The organism is Nocardiopsis sp. NRRL B-16309 (genome assembly GCF_001279585.1).
Lineage (GTDB): Bacteria > Actinomycetota > Actinomycetes > Streptosporangiales > Streptosporangiaceae > Nocardiopsis.
Genome location: NZ_LGEC01000078.1, coordinates 30,882 through 51,950, shown reverse-complemented (window position 1 = coordinate 51,950; position 21,069 = coordinate 30,882). Strand labels below are relative to the sequence as shown.

Below are 21,069 nucleotides of genomic sequence, written 5' to 3'. Positions count from 1 at the left end.
GGCCACGCCGCCCTGCCGGAACCCCGGTTCCGCACCGCCACGACCCGAAGGACCGCCATGCGTGACTCCGTGGGCTCGGTACGGACCGTGCTGCTGCTCGGCGGCCGGAGCGAGATCGGGCTGGCCGTCGTCGAACGGCTCGTCCGCGACGGCGCCAGGGAGGTCGTGCTGGCGGCGCGGGGCGGGACGGCGGCACCCAGCGTCCTGACCGCTCTGGGAGCCACCGTGCACTCGCTGGAGTTCGACGCCCGCGCCCCCGACACCCACACCGCGACGGTGGAGCGGGCCGTGGGCCTGGTGGGCGACCTGGACGTGGTGGTCGACTCCTTCGGTGTCCTGGGCGAGCAGGCCGACTACGAGGCCGACCCGGCCTCGGCCGCGCGCGCCGCCGCGGTGAACTACACGGGGCACGTGTCGGTCGGCCTGGCCGTCGCGGCGCGGCTGCGCGAACAGGGCCACGGCGCCCTGGTGGTGGTCTCGTCCGTGGCCGGGGTGCGCGTACGCCGCTTCAACTTCGTCTACGGGTCGGCCAAGGCCGGGCTGGACGGCTTCGCCCAGGGCCTGGCCGACTCCCTGCACGGTTCGGGCGCGCGCGTCCTGGTGGTGCGCCCCGGCTACGTACCGACACGGATGTCGGCGCACGTGGAGCCCGCGCCCTTCCCCGCCACCCCCGGGCAGGTCGCCGACGCCGTGGCGGCCGGGCTGCGCTCGGGCGCCACCACCGTGTGGGCGCCGCGCGTCCTCCAACCGGTGTTCGCGGGGATGCGGCTGATGCCGCGCGCCCTGTGGCGCCGACTCGGGCGCTGAGTGGGGGTCGGCGCCCTCGCTCGTGTCTTCTTCGGGCCTCCGCTCGTTCCTCGCTTCGGCTCGGGCGCCTTGAGGACGGGGCCTTCGCGCCTTCCGGTGTGCCCGCTCGTTCCTCGCGGACCCGCCTCCAGGCCCTCCAGGACCCGTCGGCGCCCTCGCTCGTGTCTTCTTTGGGCCTCCGCTCGTTCCTCGCTTTGGCCGGGGCGCCCTGAGGACGGGGGCCAGGCTCACTCGTGGGAGTCGGCCGCCTGCCGGGAGGCCGTCGGGCGGTCCAGTTCCTCGTTGCCGACCGGGTCGACGTCGTGCGCCACCGGGCAGCCCGCCGGGAACGTGCCGATCCGGTTGACGTCGTACCCCTGCGGGTAGCTGCGGACGTTCGGGTTGTTCTCCGCCCACAGCGGCTCCTCGCGCGGCTTCATCCGCCGCACCACCCTGGCGCGCAGCTTCAGTGCGAGGTCGGCGGCCCGGCGCCAGGCCCGGCTCGGCGGCTCGTAGCGGAAGGTCTCGATGAGCGAGTCGTCGAGGATCGCCATGGAGAACGCCCGGGCGGCCCCCGCCAGGCGCGGCGGATAGAACGACACCATCAGGTCCAGGGTCGAGTCCGAGACCCGGCGGCCTCCCTCGGTGTAGGCGAAGTGCTCGCGCTCGTAGCCGTCCATGAGCTCACGGAAGCCCTCGTAGGTCTCGGGGACGTCCTTGATCCCCATGTAGCGGCCCAGGCGGCGGTAATAGTGCGTGATCGCGGAGATCTCGTGCTCGGAGAGGCGGCGCCAGCCGTAGCCGTAGTCGTTGAGCCAGCGCACCGGCATCACGACGAACGTGCTGAGGACGTACCGGTAGTCGTCGTTGGAGATGTCGTAGGAGCGGTGCATCTGGTTCATCCGGCGCAGGGCGTCGCGCCCCGGGCCGGGCTCGAACCCGTGCTGGACCATGTTGCCCAGGATCAGCGCGGTGTCGTCGTAGCGCTTCTGCGTGCTGCCGGTGAACTCGTCGGTCTCGCCCAGCAGGCCGCCGATGCTGGGCACGGCGTAGGTGCGGTACAGGGCGATCCCCAGGGCGCGTCCCATGTCCCAGGGGAACTCGTGGGACTGCAGGATCTGCATGATCCGCACGCAGTCGGCCTCGGCGTCCAGGCGGTGGATCTCGTCGCGGAAGTCGAAACGCTTCATCGGGGTCCTCGTTGAGCGGGGCGGGGCGGGAGGGCGGAGGGCGCGGTGTTCTCGGCCGCCGGCGCAGGGCGCGCGGCGCCCGGCGGGCGGGGCGGCGGACGCTACCGCTCGGCGGCGTCCTCGGCCGCCGGGGCGGCGGACGTGCTCGCGACCGCCTGGCCGGGGGCGGGCACCCGGGCTCCGGTCCCGGGCACCTCCCGCGTGGCCAGGTCGTGCGGCACCGGGCAGCCCTGGGGGAACGTGCCGATCCGCGACGGGTCGTAGCCGTCCGGGTAGTTGCGGATGTTGGGGCTCTGCCGGGCCCGGCGCGGTTCCACGCGCGGGCTCATCCGCCGCACCGCCTTCGCGCGCAGCCGCAGCGCCCCGTCGGCCAGCCGCCGCCACGCCGCCGAGGGCTCCGGGTACCCGAACGCCTCGATGAGGCGGTCGTCCAGCAGCGCCTTGGTGAACGGGCGCACCAGGGGCCGCTGCCAGGCCGGGTAGAAGTCCACCATGAGGCCGAGGGTGGCGTCGGAGACCGCGCGTCCGCCGTCGGTGTAGGCGAAGTTCTCGCGCTCGTAGGAGTCGAACAGGTCGTAGAACTCCGCGTAGGTCTCGGGAATGTCCTTGATCCCCATGTGCTTGCCCAGGCGGCGGTAGTAGTTGGTGCTCGCGGCGATCTCGTGGTCGGTCAGCCGCCGCCAGCCGTAGCCGAGGTCGTTGATCCAGCGCACGGGCATGACGACGAACGTGCTGAGGACGTACCGGTAGTCGTCGTTGGAGATGTCGTAGGAGCGGTGCATCTGGTTCATCCGGCGCAGGGCGTCGCGGCCCCGGCCCGGCTCGAACCCGAACTCCATGATGTCGTTGAGGATCAGCGCGGTGTCGTCGTACCGGTGCTGCGGGCGCTCGGTGAACTCCTTGGTGTCGGCCAGCAGGCGGCCGATGCTCGGCACGGCGTAGGTCCGGTACAGCGCCAGCCCCAGCGCCTGCTCGAAGTCCCACGGGAACTCATGGCTGCCCAGGATGAGGACGATCTCCCGGCACTCGGTCTCGGCGTCCATGGCCGCTATCCGGTCACGCCACTCGAACCGCTTCATGGAGAACTCCCGTCACCTTCGTTGCGCCGCCCGGTCGGACGGCGGTCTGCGCTGCGAACCGTCCGGTGGTGGAACGTTTCACGGGCCGAACTTTACCTGGAAGCCCCGTGTGTACAAGGGTTCCGGGCCCCGGCGGGCTGCCTCCGGGGCGGGGGAGACCGCGGTGGGGGGAGGATCGCGTGGCGCGCGGCGGAGGGCCGCCACGGCACGGGTCAGGCGGCCATGCGCTCCGCCACCAGGTTGACCAGCGTCAACAGGACCTCCTTGGACGACTGGCGCTCGCGCGCGTCGCACAGGACCACCGGGATCCCCGGGTCCAGGCTGAGGGCGTCGCGCACCTCCGACGGCTCGTAGGAGTGGGCGCCCTCGAAGCAGTTCACCGCCACCACGAACGGCACGCCGCGCCGTTCGAAGAAGTCCACCGCCGCGAAGCAGGTCTCCAGGCGGCGGGTGTCGGCCAGCACGATGGCGCCCAGCGCGCCCTCGGAGAGCTCGTCCCACATGAACCAGAACCGCTCCTGGCCGGGCGTGCCGAACAGGTACAGGACGAGGTGCTCGTTGATGGTGATGCGGCCGAAGTCCAGGGCCACCGTGGTGGTGGTCTTGGCCTCGACGCCGGACAGGTCGTCGACGCCGTAGCTGGCCTCGGTCATCACCTCCTCGGTGCTGAGCGGAGCGATCTCGCTCACCGATCCGACCATCGTCGTCTTGCCGGCTCCGAATCCGCCCGCCACCAGGATCTTGAGCGCGGACGGGACCGGTGCCTGGGTGTCGTCAGAGTCGCTGGATGCCATCGAGAACCGCCTGGAGTACGTCCCGGCTGACCGGGCTCTTTGCCGTGTAGGGTGCGCGCGCCAGGGCCAGGCCGCGGTTGAGCAGGTCGCTGAGCAGGACCTTGACGACGGCGACCGGGATGTCCAGGTGCGCGGACACCTCGGCCACCGACTGGGGGCGTCGGCACAGCTCCAGGATCCGGAGCTGCTCCGGTTCGAGCGCCATCTCGTCGATCTCGGCCCGCTTGGCGGCGATGACCACGCTGATCATGTCGAGTTTGACTGAGTCGGCGTGGTCGCGGCCCTGGGCGATCACGTACGGGCGGACGAGGGGGCCCGCTTCCTCGGCCCCCGCGGGAACGGACGGGTCGTCCGCCCCGCCCGGTCGTTGCTCGTGGTTCGCTGGCATAACCGTCCCCTATCGCGTGGATTCCCCGGTCGCGCCCTCGTGCCTGGGTGCTGCGTCCAGGTACCGTCCCACCTGGTCGACCAGGACGTTCATCTCGTAGGCGATGAGTCCGACGTCGGCGCTCTCCTCGGCCAGGACGGCCAGGCAGGCGCCGCGTCCCGCGCCGGTGACGAACAGGTAGGCGCTCTCCATCTCGACGACCGTCTGGAGGACCTCGCCGCCGCCGAAGTGGCGGCCGGTGCCCCGCGCGAGGCTCTGGAACGCGGAGGCGACCGCGGACAGGTGCTCGGCGTCCTCCTTGACCAGGCCGCGGGAGCGGCCGATCAGCAGACCGTCGGCGGAGAGAACGATGGCGTGCCGCGATCCGACCGCTCGTTCGAGCAGTTCGTCGAGCAGCCAGTCGATGTCCTTGGTTCCGGTGCTATCGGGGGTGCTCGTCACGGTGAGGCGTCCTTGTCGGTGTCGTCGGTCTGCTGCTTGCTCTCGCGCCGGCCCCGGTCGGTGCCCTTCTGGAAGGCGGACATGTTCTGGCGCAGGCGGGCCAGGCGGTCCGAGGAGGCGGTGGGGTCGCCGGAGGGTGTGGCACCGGCCGCCGGGCCGCCCAGCACGTCGCCGCCGGTGTCGGCCGCGAGCTGCGGTGCCAGGTTCTCCTGCGGGCGCCGCTTGGGCAGGGGCGGACGCCCGCCGCCCGCCTCGACCATGGTCGGCGCCCGGTCGGCGGCCGTGTCCGGCGGTGTCGTCGGCGCGCCGGCCGCCGGGCGGCGGGTGGGGAGCGGTGTCCGGGCGGTCGCCGGGGCCGGGTCGCCGCCCCTCGCGGGGGTGCGCCGGGGCAGCGGTCCGGCGCCGTTGACAGGGGTGCGCGCGGTGGTCCCGTCGTCGTCGCCGGGGGTGGCGGAAGAGTCGTCGCCGGGCGTCGCGGACCCGTCATCGGTGTCGTCCGCGCCGGACCGGTCGACCGGGTCGGACCACCACTCGTCTGTGCCGTTCTCGTCGTGCCGGTCGGCGGACCCCTCGTCGGTATCGTCCGCGCCGTGCCGGCCGGCGGACCCGTCCCCGGCGTCGCCCTCGCCGGACCGGTCGCCGGACGGGTCGCCGGCCCCGCCGAGTGCCCCGTCCTCCTCGGACCGGTGGCTGGTCCCGGCGGCGTCGTCGCGGTCACCCGTGCCGGTCTCGTCCCACGGGTCGGCGTCCGGCACGGCCGTGGGCGCGGGAGCGGCGGAGAACAGCGACGCCAGGCCGGTGGGCGGGGAGGCCGGGCCGCCCGCCGCGCCGCCGCCGTCGGTGGTCGCCGTCTCGTCGGTGACGTCGGCCGGCGGGGCCACCGACGTCAGCACCGGCTTGGTGCCGTTGCCGCCGGGCGCCGGCGCCTCGATGGCGCCCCGCGAGCGGTCGACGATCTCGCGGACCTCCCAGATGTCCTCGTCGCCGTCCTGCCCGGGAACGGGCCGGCGCTCGCCCGAGATCAGGCTGTGGGGCAGGAGCACGATCGCCTGCACACCGCCGTACGGGGACTGGCGCAGGTGGACCTGGATACCGTGCCTGTGCGCCAGGTGCGAGACCACGAAGAGGCCGAGGCGCATCTTCTCGTTGAGGCGCATCACGTCGAACTCGGGCGGGTCGGCCAGCAGCGCGTTGGCCGACTCGAACTCGCCCTCCGTCATGCCCAGGCCGCGGTCCTCGATCTCGATCGTCACACCGTTGGGAACGTCGTCGCTGCTCAGGCGGACCTGGGTGTGCGGCGGCGAGAACATCGCGGCGTTGTCGACCAGCTCGGCGACCAGGTGGATGACGTCGGCGACGGCGGGGCCGTTCAGGTGCACGCGGGCGATCCGCTCGCGCTTGACCCGGGTGTAGTCGCCGGACTCGGAGATGGCGCCGCGCAGGACGTCGATGAGCGGCATCGGCCGGTGCCACGTGCGGCCCGGCGCCTCGCCGCCCAGGATCAGCAGGTTCTCGGCGTTGCGGCGCGAGCGCGTGGCGAGGTGGTCGAGCTTGAACAGCTGGGCCAGCTGGTCCGGGTCCTCCTGCTCGCGCTCCATCTTGTCCAGCAGCCGGAGCTGGCGGTGGACGAGCGTCTGGCTGCGGTGGGCGATGTTGAGGAACACCCGGTTGACGCCCTGGCGCAGCTCCGTCTGCTGGACCGCCTCGTCGACGGCGGCGCGCTGGGCGGAGTTGAACGCCCGGGCGACGTCGCCGATCTCGTCGTCGGAGGTGGTCAGCTGGGGGACGGCCGTGTCGGTGTCGACCGCGTCGCCCTCGTGCAGGCGGCGCATCAGCGCGGGCAGGCGCGTCTCGGCCAGGTCGGTGGCTCCGTCGCGCAGCTCCAGCAGGCGGGCGGTGAGCAGGCGGGCGGAACGGGTGGCCAGCAGGAAGGCGACCGCGGTCACCGCGGCGACGCCGAGGCTGCCCAGGACCGCCATGAGGACGGCGCGGTTGGCGTCCTCGCGGGTCAGGGACGCGGCGTACAGGGCCTCGTCCTCGCCGATGTCGGTGAGCTCGGAGAGGACGTACGAGTAGTCCTGCGCCCACTGGTCGGCGTCCACCGGCAGGGACAGGTCCTCGACCGTCTCCTCCTGGAGGGTGATCGGATCGGTGACGGTCTCCGTCTCGATCTGGCGGTGGACGATCCGCTGCTGCATCTCCTGGAGCCGGGTGTACTCGGGGCTCTCGAGCAGGGCCGTCACACGCTCCTGCTGGCCGTCCCCCTCCAGGTAGGGGGCGGTGGCCTCCAGGAAGCCCTGGTAGGACCCGACCAGCCGGCCGAACTCGTGCTGGTCCTCGTGGCCCAGCTCGTCGGTGGCGAAGGCCCGCGCGAGCTGGGCGTCGCTCTGCGCGAACAGGTCCACCGCGCGGAACAGGGTCGTGGCGGTGTAGGCGGGGCTGACCGCCGAGCCCTCCGTCCCCTCCCGCGTCTGCGTGTCGAAGGTGTCGGATCCGGCCAGGATCAGGGAGTTGTAGTAGGTGAGGACGTCGGCCCGGGAGGCGGACCCGTCGTCCACGGCCGCGCGGATGTCGCCGATCTCCGAGTACTGGCGGTGCAGCTCGCTGATCCGCGCGGCGGTGCCGTCGGGAGCGAGGTCGACGAACTCGAACAGCTCGTCGATGACCGCGCCCATCGACCCGTCGGAGAGGGCGCGGGACTCGGCCAGCTCCCGCTGCAGCTCCTCGTCCTGGCGGTTCTCGATGTAGGCGATCGTCTGGGACCGCTCCTGCATGACGTTCACGAGACCGACCGCGGCGGGGGCGATCATGTCCTCGGTGGCCTTGGCCTGGATGACCTGGAAGACGGCGTTTCCGGCGAGGGCGACGGTGAGGACCAACCACAGGGCGATCAGTGCCGCCACGGGGATCATGACCATGGTGCGGAGCCGGGCGGTGATCGTCCGCCTGCGCCGCTCGGGTGCTGCCTGCACGGTTCTCCTGTCGATCCGCGTCACGAGTGTTCCTCGGGGGCCGGGGGCGGCCGCTGGTACGTGGGGGGAGGGCGCGCGGCCCGCGCGGGGGCGGGGCCGACCGCCCCTGGGGGCCGGGTCCGCGTGCGGGGTGGTGACGCGGACCTACCGCAGGGTAACCACTCGCGTCCCCGCTCGGCGTCGCGGGTCGGCGCCTAGGGTGCGGCGAGCGGTCCACCGCTCCGCGGCGCGTCGCTGGCCACCGCCCCCGGCGGACGCCCGCGGCGCGGATCCCCGCATCGTGGAGGGGGCACCCGACGAACACGCCCTGGCACGCGGAAGGTGTGCGTTCCGCGTGCTGAGGCAGTCTGCCATGTTGGGCAGATATGTCCAGTCATCAGGTGGTTACTCACGAGGTAGGGCCACTGCAGAATAGGACAAACGTCATAAGAGTCAACAGGGGGTGTGGCGAGTTTCGCTTCGGAAGGGGCACACGGAGGCGGAATTCGCTGTTTCGGCCCGCCGCCCCCGCTCGGCGTACTAGCGTTGCGGCGCGGAGTGGGCGGGTTCCCGGGGCCGAGCGGCCACGACGGGCGGTCCGTTCCCGCGCCCGATCCCCGGCGGCCGCGCCATGCGGTACGCGGTACCACTTCTCGGAAGGAGGAGGGCGCCCGACCCCAGCACGGCCGGACCGGCCTCGGGGGACGCGCGCCCCAACCCACTGATGGGCCCACCGTTCGGCGGAGGACAGGCCGCCATCGACGTGGCGGTCGCCGCCGTGCCCCTGCTCGTGGTCATCGGCGCCGCGCTCTACCTGCGCGGCCAGCACCGCCGCTACGGGCGCCAGCACGGCTGGCCGGGACGCCTCACCACGGCCGCGCTGGCCACCGGTGCGTGCCTGGCCCTCTACGCCGTCTGGCCGCTGCCCGCCAACGCCGACGGGCTGTGCGCCCTCGACCCGTCCGTGGCCGGCGCCCGGCCGGACTCCGCCCTTCCGTGGGCAGCCCCCGCCGACACGCCCCGCGCGATGGCCCTGGCCTTCGCGCTCTTCCTCCCCGTCGGCGTCCTGGCCCGCTGGCGCTTCCGCCGCGGCTGGGCGCTCACGCTGGCCCTGGGCACCGGACTCGCCGCGGCCGCCGCCCTCCTGCGCGCCACCGGGCTGCTGGGGCTGTACCCGTGCGCGTACGCGGACACCTCCCCGGCGCTGGTCGCCCTCGGCGCCGCCGGGACCCTCACCGGCTGGCTGCTCGCCCGCTGGGTCCTCCCGCTGTGGCCGAAGGGGCCCGCGCGCGGATGGCCCGCGGCCCTGCCGGACCGCCTCGTCCCCGACCTCGGGCGGCGGATGACCGGCGCCCTGCTGGACCTGGGCCTGTGGTGGTACGGCACGGCCGCCCTGGTGGCGCTCCTGCGGGCCTACGAGGTCGTCCGGCCCACGGCCGTGGACCAGGTCCGCGTCGCCGCGCTGCTCGGCTGCGCCGCCGTCTTCGCCCTGGTCCTGCCGCACCTGCGCCGCGACCGCGCCACGCTGGGGGCCGCCGCCGTGCACCTGGCGCTGACCTCGCCCGCCGCGCCGCGCTCCGCCGCACGGTGGCGGGTCCTGGTGCGCACGCTGCTGCTCCAGGTCCCGGTCGCCCTGCTGCTCGCACTGGGCCCGGCCTGGGCCGCGCTCGCCGTGGCCGCCCTCCACGGGAGCACGGCGGTGGTGCGGCCGGACCGGGCGGGCCTGGCCGACCTGGTGTGCGGGGTCCGGGTCCGGACCCGTTCGGTCCTGGACGGCGGACTGCCCGACCGCCTGGTCCGCTACGCCGCGCCGGCGGAGTACGCCGGTGCGGGCGTCAGCTCCACGCCAGGTAGCCCAGCAGCAGGCCGATGAGCACCAGGAGCGCCCCGAGCCCGCCGAACATCACCCGCACGTAGCGGGAGAGCCAGGGGCCCGAGACGATCCGGGCCTGTTCGGGCGCCTCCGGATCGTAGGAGACGGTGACGATCTCCCCGGACCGGGAGGCGGTCCAGCCCGAGCTCTCGTGCTCGGCGTGGATCTCCAGGCCGTCCTCGGTCCGGAACTGCACGACCATCCGCGAGGCGGTCGACGTCTCGTGGTAGCCGATGATCCGGGCCTTGGCGCGTATCCCGTGGCGTACCAGGCGCAGTTCCAGGCGGATCTCGCGCGTGACCGTCCACAGCAGGACCACGCCCGCGAGAACGGGGATCAGGGGGTAGAACTCGGCCATCGTGGGGGATGTCCTCTCGGGAGGTCTCTGGAACGCCGGGACGCTAGGACGGCGGGGTCGGCGGCGGACCGACCAGACCGTCCGCCATGTGAGCCAGGGTGGCGTGGATGTCCTCGATGGGGCGCTCGGGCTGGAGCGTGCGCCAGTCCAGGGCCACGCTCACCACCATGCCGAACAGCGCCGAACCCGCAAGGGCGGTGTCCAGATCCGGCCGGACCAGTCCTTCGCGCACGAGGTCGTCCAGCAGTGCGGTGATCACCCCGATCGCCTCGGTGCGGATCTGGTGGACCGCCGTGTACCAGGCCCGGTTGGTGCGCCAGGCCTCGGCCATGAGCATCCGGGCCAGCGCCTCGTGGGCACCGATGAACACCACGCCGGCGCGCAGGACGCCCGCGAGCGCCGCGCGCGGCGGTACACCCGCGTCGGGGGCGGGGACCGCCTCGGCCAGGGTCTGGGCCAGCCTGGTCACGCCCCACTCCATCAGGGCCGTGTACAGCTCGCTCTTGCCGCCGAAGTTGTAGTAGACGGTGCCCTTGGCCACCCCGGCCCGCTCGGCGATCTCGTCGACGGTCGTGGCGTCGTACCCCTGCTCGGAGATCAGCGTGATCGCCGCCTCGAACAGGCGCTGGCGCGTGGCCTCGCGGCGTCTGCTCATCGGGCGGTCACCGCTGGGGGTGCGCACACTCATCTGGGGGTTGGACGACCCGTCCCTCGGGGCGGGTGCGTCCGTCTCCTTCCTACGACTCGTCGCCGGCCGGCCGCCGGCCCGTGGACCGCGGCGGCCCGGCGGCGCGGTGTCCGTGCTCCGGTCCACGCCGGTCGGCGCCCTCCCACGCTACCCGCGCGCGGTCGCACGGCCGGCGCGGCCGCTCCCGCCGTCAGAGCTTGAGCGCGGGGTAGAGGGCGCTCATGGTCCAGGTCCTCTTGCGTTCGACCGCCACCCACGTGAGTAGCAGGGGAACCACCAGCCACAGCGACATCACCCCGAAGGCCTGCCACACCAGGGCCATCTCCCCGCCGCCGATCAGGTGGCGCATCGCCGTCACGGCCCAGTGGAGGGGCAGGTACGGCCCGACGGCCTGGAAGAACCCGGGGCTGGTCTCGATCGGATAGGTGCCTCCGGCCGAGGTCAGCTGCAGGACGAGCAGGGCCAGCGCGATCACCCGCCCCGCCGCGTTGAACTGGACGTTCAGGTACTGCACCGTGGCGGTGAAGGCGGCCGAGGTCAGCAGCAGGAACGCGATCATCAGCGGCCAGCGCTCCGCCTCCAGGTCCAGCAGCAGGTGCAGCGCCGTCAGCATCACCGCGACCTGCCCCGCCCCCAGCAGCAGGGGGACCACGCGTCCCGCCAGCGCCACGCGCCAGGAGGCGGCGGTCGAGGACAGGGCCCGGGAGGACAGGGCGGGCAGCACCATGAACACGACCATGGCGCCCACCCACAGCGACAGCGGCACGAAGAACGGCGCGAACCCGGTGCCGTAGTTGGGGGCCTCGTTGTCGATCTCGGTGTCCAGGCGGACCGGCCGACTCATCATGTCGGCCGCCGTGGTCCGGCCCCCGTCGGAGTACGTGGGGATCTCGTCGACCCCCTCGGACAGGCCCTCGGCGAGCTCGTCCGACCCCTCGGACAGGTCGCCCAGCCCGTCGTGCAGGTCGCCCGCGCCGCCGCTCAGCTCGCCCAGCCCCTCGTCGAGGTCGGCGGCGCCGTCGGAGGCGTCGCTGAGCCCGTCGCGCAGCGTGCGGGCGCCCGAGGCGATCTCCGACAGGCCCTCGTCCAGCTCGTCGACCTGGTCGCGCGCCTCCTCGGCCTGGTCGACCATGCCCGGGAGGTCCTCGGCCAGCCGCGCCGCGTCCCCGCTCAGCTCCGAGGCCTCCTCGGAGGCCGTCCGGATGTCCTCGCGGTTGTCGTTGACGTACTCCGCGGTGGACAGTCCGACGCCCAGCGCGTCCTGGACGTCGGTGAGCAGCGTGTGCAGCTCCGGCTCCTCGGTCTCCAGGTCGGGATGGGACTCCAGGTACTCCGCCAGGCGCTGGTCCACCGCGGTCATCCCGGTGGTGTCGATCTCCTCGGGCAGGGCGTCCAGGGCGGTGGACAGGTCGCCCGCGATCCGCGAGACGCTCCGCGCGCGCTCCTGGAGGCCGGGCAGGTCCTCCTCCAGCTGGGGGAGGACCTCGTCGGCCACCTCGTCCAACTTCTCGACCTGGGTGGAGACCTCGTCGGAGGCCGTCGTGGCGCCGGTGGCCAGCTCGCGCGAGCCGGTGTAGAGCTCGCCCAGGCCGCTGCTGAGCGAGCCGGCGCCGGTGTGCGCCTCGTCGATCCCCGTCGACAGGTCGCCCGAGCCCTCCTCGGCGGAGTCGGCGCCCCCCGCCAGCTCGTCGGCGCCCTCGGCGGCCTCCTCGGTGGAGCCGTGGATCTCGTTGAAGCCGAGGAAGATCTCGTCGAGGTAGTCGCTGATCGCCGACTCGGCGGCGGCCTCGCGGACCTCCTTGAACGCCGCCCCGGCCAGGGACCGGACGATGTAGCTGTTGGAGTCGTTGTAGTTGGCCACGAGCATGGCCGGGACGGGTTGCTCCCGGTCGCGCGAGGGGGAGGTCAGGTTCTCGCTGAACCGGGACGGGATGGTCAGCGAGACGTAGTAGGTGCCGTCGGCCACGCCCCGGGCGGCCTCGTCGGCGTCCACCAGCCGCCAGTCCAGGTCCGCGCCGTCCATGAGGGTGTCGGCGAGCTCGTCGCCCGCGGCGACCTCGCGGTCGCCGACCTCGACCGGGACGTCCTCGTTGACCAGGGCGATGGGCAGGTTCTCCATCCGGCCGAAGGGGTCCCAGAAGGACCACAGGTACATGCCGGAGTACAGCAGGGGGATGATCAGGAGCGCCGCCAGAGCCGCGGTCGGCAGCGGTGAGCGCAGGAAGGACCGCATGGTGAGCAGCCCGAGGCGGGGCACCGCGAAGGGGCGGTAGCGCGGCCTGCTCGGGGCCTCCGCGCGTTCCTCGACTCGGCCCGGCTCGCTTCGTGCCTGTGCCTTCTGCGGCCTCGCACGCTCGGCGCGCGGGAGTCTACGCCTGGCCACGGGTGGAGTTCCCTTCCGTCCGGTGGTGGAGGAGTTCGTCGAGGGGGATCGGATCCGGAGCCGCGTGCCTGCCGCGCGCGCCGTCCGTCCCGTCGGGGGAGGCCGCCGCGTGGGCCCGGTCGTCGGAGCCCTGCGGGATGGGGAAGGGTCCCTGCACGTCGCGGTCCAGCGCGCCCGGGTCCTCGACCAGGGCCGTGGGATCGGCGCAGGTGGCGATCACGGTGAGCCCGGCCGCCGCGAGGTCGCGCAGGGTCCGCCACATCTCGGCCTGGCGCTCGCGGCACAGTCCGGCGTCGACGTCGTCGACCGCCAGCAGCCGGGGTTCGTTGACCAGGGCCAGAGCCGTGCCGAAGCGGCGCCGTTCCAGCATCGTCAGCTCCTTGACCAGCGTCGACCGGTCCAGGTCGCCGAGCCCGACGGCCGCCATGGCCTCGTCCGTGGTGCCGCGCGCGGCCGGGCGCATCCGCAGCAGCAGGCCCTCGGCCAGGTGCTCGCGGACCCGGAGCCGGTCGTCGAGGTCGTTGACGCCCTCCATCAGGCCGAGCGCGCTGATCCGCCGCGCCTTGCGTGCCTGCTTCGGCAGGGAGAAGCCGTCGACGTGCAGCGTGCCCGAGGAGGGCTTCATCCGGCCGGTGAGCGTGAGCAGCAGGGCGCTGCGCCCGCCGCCGGAGTCGGCCTGGAAGACGGTGAGCGTCCCCGGCCTGGCGGTGAACCCCACGCCCGAGTAGACGGTGCCCTCGCGGGTGCCGAGCGTGACGTCCTCGGCGTGGACGCGAGCTCCGGTGGCCCGACGCATGGTGATGGCCTCCCCTCTTTTTGAACTGACCAGTCAGTTCAAAAGCAACAGTACTCCCGGGAGCCCCTCCGCCGAGCGTTGGGGACTGTGTGCTCCGGCACAACGCAACGCGCGCGGAGCTGCCCTGCTTTTTACGCGCGCGAGAGGGCGGCCGGGTAGACGAGGATGGAGCGGACCGGCCGTGACTGACGGAGGGAGACGGGATGTCGGAGATCGCCGAGCGCGTCGGGCGTGTCCTGGACGACCCGGGGCTGTGGCCGCGGGAGCCGAAGGAGGCCACCGCGCTGCAGCGCGAGATGGCGGGCCGGGTGCGCGAGGAGCCCCTGGACGTCGACGCCGTCCGCTACGTCGCGGGGCTGGACGTCAGCTACGCCAGGGACGACTCGGCGCTGGCCGCGGCGGCCGTCGTGCTGGACGTGCGGACGATGGAGGTCGTGGACTCCGCCGTCATCTCGGCGGAGCCCTCGTTCCCCTACATCTCCGGGCTGTTCGCCTTCCGGGAGTCGCCGCCCGTCCTGGAGGCGCTGGGGCGGCTCACGGTCACCCCCGACGTCTACCTGTGCGACGGGTTCGGCCTGGCCCACCCGCGGCGGTTCGGGGTCGCCTGCCACCTGGGGGTCCTGCTGGACCTGCCGGTGGTGGGATCGGCGAAGTCGGTGCTCTACGGCAAGCACTCCGAGCCGGGCGGCGAGCGGGGCTCGTGGACGCCCATGGTCGCGGGCCGCTCGGAGGTGGTGGCGGACTCCGCGGCCCTGGCCGCGGAGGGCGCGGAGGTCGTCGGCCGGGTGCTGCGCACCCGCGCCGGGGTCAAGCCGGTCTACGTGTCGGTGGGCCACCGGGTGGACCTGGCCGGCGCCGCCGAGCTGGTGCTGCGCCTGTCGCCCAGGTACCGCGTGCCCGAACCCGTCCGGCACGCCGACCGCCTGTGCGGCGAGCACCGCAAAGCGGTCCTCGCCGCCCGCGCCGACGCCCCCTAGCTTCCGGCGGCGAGAGACGCAGACCGTTCCGCACGAAAGCGGCCTGCCTCGACGGGTCGAGGCAGGCCGTTCAGTCCTGCGAGGCACGAGCGGCGGCCCCAGAAAACACTGGGCTCTACCAGCTCGTCGGTACCGGACGTCCCTCGTTGTAGCCCGCGGCGCTCTGGACGCCGACGACCGCGCGCTCGCGGAACTCCGCGAGGGACGTGGCGCCCGCGTAGGTCATCGAGCTGCGCACGCCGGCGATGATCTGGTCGATCAGGTCCTCCACGCTGGGCCGCTCGGGGTCCAGGTACATGCGTCCCGTGGAGATGCCCTCCTCGAACAGGGCCTTGCGGGCGCGCTCGAACGGGGTGTCGTCGGCCGTGCGCAGCCGCACCGCGCGGGCCGACGCCATGCCGAAGCTCTCCTTGTACTGCAGGCCCTGGGCGTCGCGCATGACGTCGCCCGGCGACTCGTAGGTCCCGGCGAACCAGGAGCCCACCATGACGTTGGACGCGCCCGCGGCCAGCGCCAGGGCGACGTCGCGCGGGTGGCGCACGCCGCCGTCGGCCCACACGTGGGCGCCCAGCTCGCGCGCGGCCTCCGCGCACTCCAGGACCGCGGAGAACTGCGGGCGGCCCACGGCCGTCATCATCCGGGTGGTGCACATCGCGCCGGGGCCGACGCCGACCTTGACGATGTCGGCGCCCGCCTCGACGAGGTCGCGGGTGCCCCGGGCGGTGACGATGTTGCCCGCCACGATCGGCACGTCCGGCGCGAGCCCGCGCACCTTGGCGACCGCGGCGACCATCTTCTCCTGGTGGCCGTGCGCGGTGTCGATCACGAGCGTGTCCACGCCGGCGTCCAGCAGCTCGGCGGCCTTGCCCGCCACGTCGCCGTTGATGCCGACGGCCGCCGCGATCCGCAGGCGGTTCGCGTCGTCCACCGCGGGCGTGTACAGGGTGGAGCGCAGCGCGCCGGTCCGGGTGAGCACGCCCACCAGCCCGCCCTCGGCGTCGACGACCGGGGCGAGGCGGTGCCGGAAGTCGTGCAGGATCCCGAACGCCTCCTGGGGCTTCGTGCCGTCCGGGATCGTGAGGAGTTCGGTGGACATGACGTCGCGCAGCTGCGCGAAGCGGTCGACACCGGCGCAGTCGGCCTCGGTGACCACACCGAGCGGGCGGCGCGCCTCGTCGACCACGATCACGGCGTTGTGCGCGCGCTTGGGCAGCAGGTTGAGCGCCTCGCCGACCGTGCTGGCCGGGTTGAGCGTGATGGCGGTGTCGTAGACGAGGTGGCGCCGCTTGGTCCAGGCGACGACGTCGGCGACCACCTCGAACGGGATGTCCTGCGGTATGACGGTGATGCCGCCGCGCCGGGCGACCGTCTCGGCCATCCGGCGTCCGGCGACCGCGGTCATGTTCGCCACGACCAGCGGGATGGTGGTGCCCGTGCCGTCCGGCGACGACAGGTCGACGCTCAGGCGCGACCCCACGGCGCTGCGGCTCGGAACCATGAACACGTCGCTGTAGGTGAGGTCCTGCTGCGGGACCTGGTCGTTGAGAAAGCGCAATGCCTCTACCTCGGTCGGGACCGATGGGGGTGGACCATCCGCTGCTCCCGCACGCGGCCGCCTGTTGATCCCCCTCTTACCAGTCAAGTATGCCGTCACCGATTAGGTCGGGCGACCTCCGATCTGGCATGATGACTCGATTCCCGCCTACCCGGCCCCTTCCCGTGTCCTCGGTCTGTGCCTGAGCGCGATCTGACGATGGCCTGTGGGAACGGGCACTCCTGGAGATCCCGAATGTCGCGTTTCACGTTCGAGCAAGTCAAGGAAGAGACCTACAAGCCCAGGGACGCCTGGTGGACGGTCTTCCTCGTCGACCCGCTCGCCGGCCGCCTCGTGGTCTGGACCGCCAACCGCACCAACCTGACGCCGAACCAGCTCACGCTCGGCGCCGGTGTGCTGGGCCTGGCGTCCGCGGTGTGCTTCGCTCTGCCGGGCTGGCAGGTCCCCGCCTCCTGGGCGTGGCTCGTGCTGGGCGGACTGCTGTTCCACCTCAGCTTCGTGCTCGACTGCATGGACGGCAAGATCGCCCGCCTCAAGGGCAACGGGACGGTCTTCGGGGGCTGGGTGGACTTCGTCTTCGACCGGATCCGCTTCTTCGGCTGCCTGATGGCGCTGCTGGTCGGGCAGTGGGCGGCCACGGGGAACGTCGCCTACCTGGTCGTGGCGCCGGTCGTGGTCTTCTTCGACCTGCTGCGCTACCTCAACGCGACCCAGGTCGCCAAGACGCGCAAGACGATGCGGCAGGCGCTCGCCGAGGCCTCGGGCGACGAGGCGCAGATCCGGGCGGCGGCGGTCGGTGACGATGACCCCGAGAACGAGAACGAGAACGAGGACGCGGACGCCCCGGCGCGCCCGGCCGCCGCGGGCGGCGGCTCCCTCTACGCGCGCGTGCGGGACTCCCTGCTCCGGCACCGGGTGCGGCCGCACCTGTTCAGCGGCATCGAGTTCGAGATGTTCGTGTGCGTGGTGGCTCCGGTGACCGTGCTGGTCTCCTTCCTCACCCCGCTCGACAACCTCATCATCCCCGTCGCGGTGCTGTCCTGCCTGGCCCTGGCCTTCTTCGAGGTCGTCCTGGTGCTGCGCCTGTGGCGGGAGACGCGGCGCTTCGAGGCCCGCCGCCGGCAGATGGCCTCCTCCGTTCCGGTGGCGGCCGGCGAGAGCTGATCCCGTTCGCGCGAAGGCCCCCGGGCGCCCTCCTTGGAGGGACCCGGGGGCCTTCGTCGTGTTGCTCCGACCTGGGCCCTGGACCGTTCGGGAGCCCCGGGGTCAGGACTTCGGCCCGGCCGCGAACCCGGCGCCGGCCCCGGCGGCCGGGGCCCCTCGGGCCGTCTCGCGGCTCGGGACGTCGTCGCGCAGGAGCCACGTCAGGCGCGGTTCCACCGCCCACGACAGGGCCGCGCGGACCCACGGGGTGCACAGCAGCAGGGTGAGGCCGATCGCGAGGGCGATGGACAGGACCAGGCCCACGGCGCCGTCCACCCGCTCGTACCAGGGCGAGGCCTTGAGTACCAGCAGGGCCACGGAGTGTCCGAGGTAGATGAAGAGCGTGTAGGCGCCGAGTGAGGTGATCCACATCTGCCGCTTGGGCGTGAGCGCGAGCACGGCGATCGTCATCACCAGCGCCAGCCCCATGAACGCCAGCCGGATGCCCATGCTGGGCATGATCGGGTCGATCGCCCGGTCGGTGAGGCTGTCCTTCCAGAGCAGCCAGTCCCGGCTCAGCCGGTCGGAGATGGGCACCGCGAGCACCGCCGTCGAGACGAGCACGGCCACGGACAGGATCCGCACCCAGACCCGGTCGAGGTGGGCGAAGTGCTCCCGCCGCAGGCTCAGGCCCAGCACGAAGAACGGCAGGAAGCTGAGCACGCGGCCCAGCGCCAGTGTGCCGCCGCCGAGGTCGGTGGTGGAGGCGAACACCGAGATGAGCACCGCGATGGCCACCGGCCAGCGCAGCCGCTGCCACACCGGCACGCTCAGCCGCCACATGAACAGCGCCACCAGGAACCACAGCGTCCACGTCGGCCTCAACACGGACAGGGACTCGGGCAGTCCGCCGCGTTCGACGCCGTAGATCGTCTGGTGGATGGCCCAGAAGATGAGGTAGGGCACGGCCAGCGACACGACCAGCTTCTCCACGCGGCGCGACGAGGCGTCGAAGGACCGTGAGAGGTAGCCGCTGATCATGATGAACGCGGGCATGTGGAAGAAGTAGATCCAGTAGTAGAGCGCGCTGGCGGGCTCGAAGTTGCGCACCGGCTGGATCGCGTGGCCCACGACCACCAGCGCGATCAGGATGAACTTGGCGTTGTCGAGTCGTGCGTCACGTCCGGGGGCGCTCTCGGACACCGGACCCCCGGGGCCGGTCGGCCCGGTGCCCGGGATCGGCCCCGACCCTTGCTGATGGGACGCTGAACTGACGGTTGATGAGGCCACGAACGGTCTCCGAGACGACGGGTGCGGTATGACGGTGTGCGCTGGGCCCACGGCCTGGGCGGATGGGGCGGCGGCCGACGGGGGGTGTCGGAACGCTCGGTCGGTGCCGCGTGGCGACTGAGCCCGGGGAAGGGCACCGAAGGTCGGATGAGTTCGACTCGTGCGTCGTTACCCTACTGAGACATCGTGGAGCACGCCAGGGTTTTCTCCAAATCGGAGGCGGCCCCGTGGCGTCGCTCACCCCCGCGCAGGGCGCCGACCACCAGGGGATCGTAACCCATGGGTGCGGAGCCGTGCGCCTTGGGTGACCATGGCGGTGTGGGGCGGCGACGGTCGCGCCGATAGGCTGCACCCAGGTCGAGACGTCGGGCAGGCGTCGGCCCAGTCGAGAACGAAGAAGGCGGTGGAAACCGTGCCGCACGCGGTGGACCCCAACCGTGCAGCCCAGCACGGGAGCGTGGTCATGCGACTCCTCGACGAGATCTTTCCGCTCGTCGAGGGGTTCTATGTCGACCTGCACAAGAATCCGGAGCTCTCCCACTCCGAACATCGCACCGCCAGCGGCGTCGCCGAGTGGCTGACCCGCACGGGCTACGAGGTCCACAAGGGCGTCGGCGGCACCGGTGTGGTCGGGATCCTGCGCAACGGCCCGGGCCCCACGGTGATGCTGCGCGCCGACATGGACGCCCTCCCCGTGGAGGAGCGGACCGGTCTGCCCTACGCCAGCACGACGCGCGCGACCGACGACGAGGGCAAGGAGGTCCCCGTCATGCACGCGTGCGGCCACGACGCCCACACCGCGTGCCTGGTCGGCGCGGCCGACCTGCTGTCGGAGTCCCGTGAGGAGTGGACCGGCACCGTCATGGTCGTCGCCCAGCCCGCCGAGGAGACCCTCGACGGCGCCCAGGCGATGCTCGACGACGGGCTCTACGAGCGCTTCGGGCGCCCCGACGTCATCCTCGGGCAGCACCTGGGCCCGCAGCCCGCCGGACTCATCTCCCACCGGGCCGGTGTCATCCTCGGCGCCGCCGACTCCTACCGGGTGCGCGTCTTCGGCGAGGGCGGCCACGCCTCCCAGCCGCACACCACCATCGACCCGGTGCTCGTCGCCGCGCACATCGTCACGCGCCTGCAGGGCGTGGTCTCCCGGGAGATCAGCCCGAGCGAGATGGCCGTCCTCACGGTCGGGCGGATCCAGGCCGGGACCAAGGCCAACATCATCCCGGACGAGGCCTACCTGGAGGTCAACACCCGGGCCCTCAACGACAACGTGGCCCGGCAGCTCGAAGCGGCCATCGAGCGCATCGTCCGGGCGGAGGCCGCGGCCTCCGGCGCCACGCGCGAACCCGAGGTCGAGCGCTTCGAGGGTGCGGGCATCACGGTCAACGACCCCGCCTGCACCGCCGAGGTGGCCGCCGCGCACCACGCCTACTTCGGTGACGACTACGTCATCCACCTGCCCGACCCCTTCCCGGGCACGGAGGACTTCAGCTGCTTCGGCCTGCCCGCCGACCCGCAGCCCATCCCGTACGTGTTCTGGTTCGTGGGCGCCACCCCGCACGACGTGTGGGAGGCGGCTCCGGGGGACACGCCCTACGAGAAGATGGGCAACGTCCCCAGCAACCACTCGCCGTTCTTCGCGCCCTCCCGCGAGCCCACGCTGCGCGCGGGACTCGCCGCCATCACCGTCGCGGCGCTGTCCTACCTGGGCAGCGAGCGGTCCGCGCCGGCGGCGGAGGCGCCGCCCATGGGGGGCGCCTACCAGGACCAGTCCTACGACGCGGCGCCCGAGCCGGTCGGGGACCCCTTCCCCGTCCACGACGCCCCGCCGCCCGCGGAGCAGGTGCCGGCCGACTCCTTCGGTCCGCCACCGGGCGACCCGGCTCCCCCGAGCGGCTACGGCCCGGTGCCGGCGGACGCCCCGCCCGCCGACTCCTACGACCCGCCGGCGCGCTCCTACGGCCCGCCCATGGGCGAGCCGTACGAGCCGCGGCCCGAGAGCGGCGCGGCGCAGGACTCCAACGACGCCTACGACAGCGCGTTCCTGGCCTCCTCCTGGCCCGAGCCGGGACAGGAGGACCCGGCCAAGTCCACTCACGAAGCCGACATGGACGCCGTCATCGGGGAACAGGACGAGGAACTGCGCGAGGAGTGGCGCAGCGAGAAGGCGGAGGAGTCCACGCTGTCGGCGGACATGGCCGCCATCCTGGACGACGACCCGCAGGGGCCGCCCCAGGGGCCGCCCCCGCAGGGGCCGCCGCACGGGCAGCCCTCGGGACCGGCGTTCGGCGGGCCCCCGCCACGGGGCGACGCCCACCAGGCGCCTCCGCCCGGACCCGACGACGACCTGCCCGACTCCGAGTACCGCCTGTGACCC

17 protein-coding genes are annotated in these 21,069 nt (G+C 73.0%); 5 read left to right on the top strand and 12 right to left on the bottom strand.

Going from position 1 to position 21,069, the window contains the following annotated elements; all coding sequences use genetic code 11:
• The first annotated feature begins 57 nt into the window (after positions 1 to 57).
• The gene (locus tag ADL05_RS16310; RefSeq protein WP_053617833.1) at positions 58 to 807 is read left to right on the top strand and encodes an SDR family NAD(P)-dependent oxidoreductase; all 750 of its coding nucleotides are present in this window, start codon (positions 58 to 60) and stop codon (positions 805 to 807) included.
• Between the two features lie 227 nt (positions 808 to 1,034).
• Here ADL05_RS16310 and ADL05_RS16305 read toward each other — a convergent pair whose 3' ends face one another.
• From ADL05_RS16305 to ADL05_RS16280, 6 genes are all read right to left on the bottom strand, one after another.
• Entirely contained in the window at positions 1,035 to 1,976 is a 942-nt protein-coding gene (locus ADL05_RS16305) for an oxygenase MpaB family protein (protein ID WP_053617832.1), read from the bottom strand.
• 101 nt (positions 1,977 to 2,077) lie between these two features.
• Complete coding sequence (locus ADL05_RS16300) at positions 2,078 to 3,055, bottom strand: oxygenase MpaB family protein (protein WP_053617831.1); 978 nt, start codon at positions 3,053 to 3,055, stop codon at positions 2,078 to 2,080.
• Between the two features lie 212 nt (positions 3,056 to 3,267).
• On the bottom strand, positions 3,268 to 3,849 hold the full coding sequence (locus tag ADL05_RS16295; protein ID WP_053617830.1) for an ATP/GTP-binding protein: 582 nt from the start codon (positions 3,847 to 3,849) through the stop codon (positions 3,268 to 3,270).
• A complete protein-coding gene (locus tag ADL05_RS16290) occupies positions 3,830 to 4,237 on the bottom strand; it encodes a DUF742 domain-containing protein (RefSeq protein ID WP_053617829.1) in 408 nt (135 codons plus the stop codon). Before ADL05_RS16290 ends, ADL05_RS16295 begins: the two co-directional genes overlap by 20 nt.
• A 9-nt stretch (positions 4,238 to 4,246) precedes the next feature.
• Positions 4,247 to 4,678 carry a roadblock/LC7 domain-containing protein gene (locus ADL05_RS16285; protein ID WP_053617828.1) on the bottom strand — a complete coding sequence of 144 codons (432 nt, stop codon included), beginning with the start codon at positions 4,676 to 4,678 and terminating at the stop codon, positions 4,247 to 4,249.
• Positions 4,675 to 7,650, bottom strand: a complete 2,976-nt coding sequence (locus ADL05_RS16280) for a nitrate- and nitrite sensing domain-containing protein (protein ID WP_231640773.1) — start codon at positions 7,648 to 7,650, stop codon at positions 4,675 to 4,677. Before ADL05_RS16280 ends, ADL05_RS16285 begins: the two co-directional genes overlap by 4 nt.
• A gap of 703 nt (positions 7,651 to 8,353) precedes the next feature.
• On the opposite strand from ADL05_RS16280, the gene ADL05_RS16275 reads away from it, so the two are divergent.
• On the top strand, positions 8,354 to 9,502 hold the full coding sequence (locus tag ADL05_RS16275) for an antibiotic resistance protein VanZ (protein WP_053617827.1): 1,149 nt from the start codon (positions 8,354 to 8,356) through the stop codon (positions 9,500 to 9,502).
• Here the strand turns inward: ADL05_RS16275 and ADL05_RS16270 are convergent.
• From ADL05_RS16270 to ADL05_RS16255, 4 genes are all read right to left on the bottom strand, one after another.
• On the bottom strand, positions 9,465 to 9,860 hold the full coding sequence (locus tag ADL05_RS16270; protein ID WP_053617826.1) for a DUF3592 domain-containing protein: 396 nt from the start codon (positions 9,858 to 9,860) through the stop codon (positions 9,465 to 9,467). The two genes, ADL05_RS16275 and ADL05_RS16270, sit on opposite strands and share 38 nt — an antisense overlap.
• A 43-nt stretch (positions 9,861 to 9,903) precedes the next feature.
• Entirely contained in the window at positions 9,904 to 10,548 is a 645-nt protein-coding gene (locus ADL05_RS16265) for a TetR/AcrR family transcriptional regulator (RefSeq protein ID WP_053617825.1), read from the bottom strand.
• A 190-nt stretch (positions 10,549 to 10,738) separates the two neighbouring features.
• The gene (locus ADL05_RS16260) at positions 10,739 to 12,781 is read right to left on the bottom strand and encodes a YhgE/Pip domain-containing protein (protein WP_082376467.1); all 2,043 of its coding nucleotides are present in this window, start codon (positions 12,779 to 12,781) and stop codon (positions 10,739 to 10,741) included.
• A 136-nt stretch (positions 12,782 to 12,917) separates the two neighbouring features.
• Positions 12,918 to 13,727, bottom strand: coding sequence for an ATP-binding cassette domain-containing protein (locus tag ADL05_RS16255; RefSeq protein ID WP_053617823.1), 810 nt, complete (start codon positions 13,725 to 13,727; stop codon positions 12,918 to 12,920).
• A 203-nt stretch (positions 13,728 to 13,930) separates the two neighbouring features.
• Between ADL05_RS16255 and ADL05_RS16250 the strand changes: the two genes are divergently transcribed.
• Positions 13,931 to 14,704 (top strand): endonuclease V, encoded by a 774-nt coding sequence (locus ADL05_RS16250; protein WP_053617822.1) that lies wholly within the window; start codon positions 13,931 to 13,933, stop codon positions 14,702 to 14,704.
• 115 nt (positions 14,705 to 14,819) lie between these two features.
• Here ADL05_RS16250 and ADL05_RS16245 read toward each other — a convergent pair whose 3' ends face one another.
• Entirely contained in the window at positions 14,820 to 16,259 is a 1,440-nt protein-coding gene (locus ADL05_RS16245; RefSeq protein ID WP_053617821.1) for a GuaB1 family IMP dehydrogenase-related protein, read from the bottom strand.
• A 234-nt stretch (positions 16,260 to 16,493) separates the two neighbouring features.
• On the opposite strand from ADL05_RS16245, the gene ADL05_RS16240 reads away from it, so the two are divergent.
• Positions 16,494 to 17,423: a CDP-alcohol phosphatidyltransferase family protein gene (locus tag ADL05_RS16240; RefSeq protein ID WP_053617820.1), complete on the top strand. Its 930-nt coding sequence runs from the start codon at positions 16,494 to 16,496 to the stop codon at positions 17,421 to 17,423.
• 102 nt (positions 17,424 to 17,525) lie between these two features.
• On the opposite strand, the gene ADL05_RS16235 is transcribed toward ADL05_RS16240, so the two are convergent.
• A complete protein-coding gene (locus ADL05_RS16235) occupies positions 17,526 to 18,605 on the bottom strand; it encodes an acyltransferase family protein (protein ID WP_231640772.1) in 1,080 nt (359 codons plus the stop codon).
• Positions 18,606 to 19,095: 490 nt separating this feature from the next.
• Here ADL05_RS16235 and ADL05_RS16230 point away from each other — a divergent pair, with 490 nt between their 5' ends.
• Positions 19,096 to 21,066 (top strand): amidohydrolase, encoded by a 1,971-nt coding sequence (locus ADL05_RS16230; RefSeq protein WP_053617819.1) that lies wholly within the window; start codon positions 19,096 to 19,098, stop codon positions 21,064 to 21,066.
• Positions 21,067 to 21,069 lie beyond the last annotated feature (3 nt).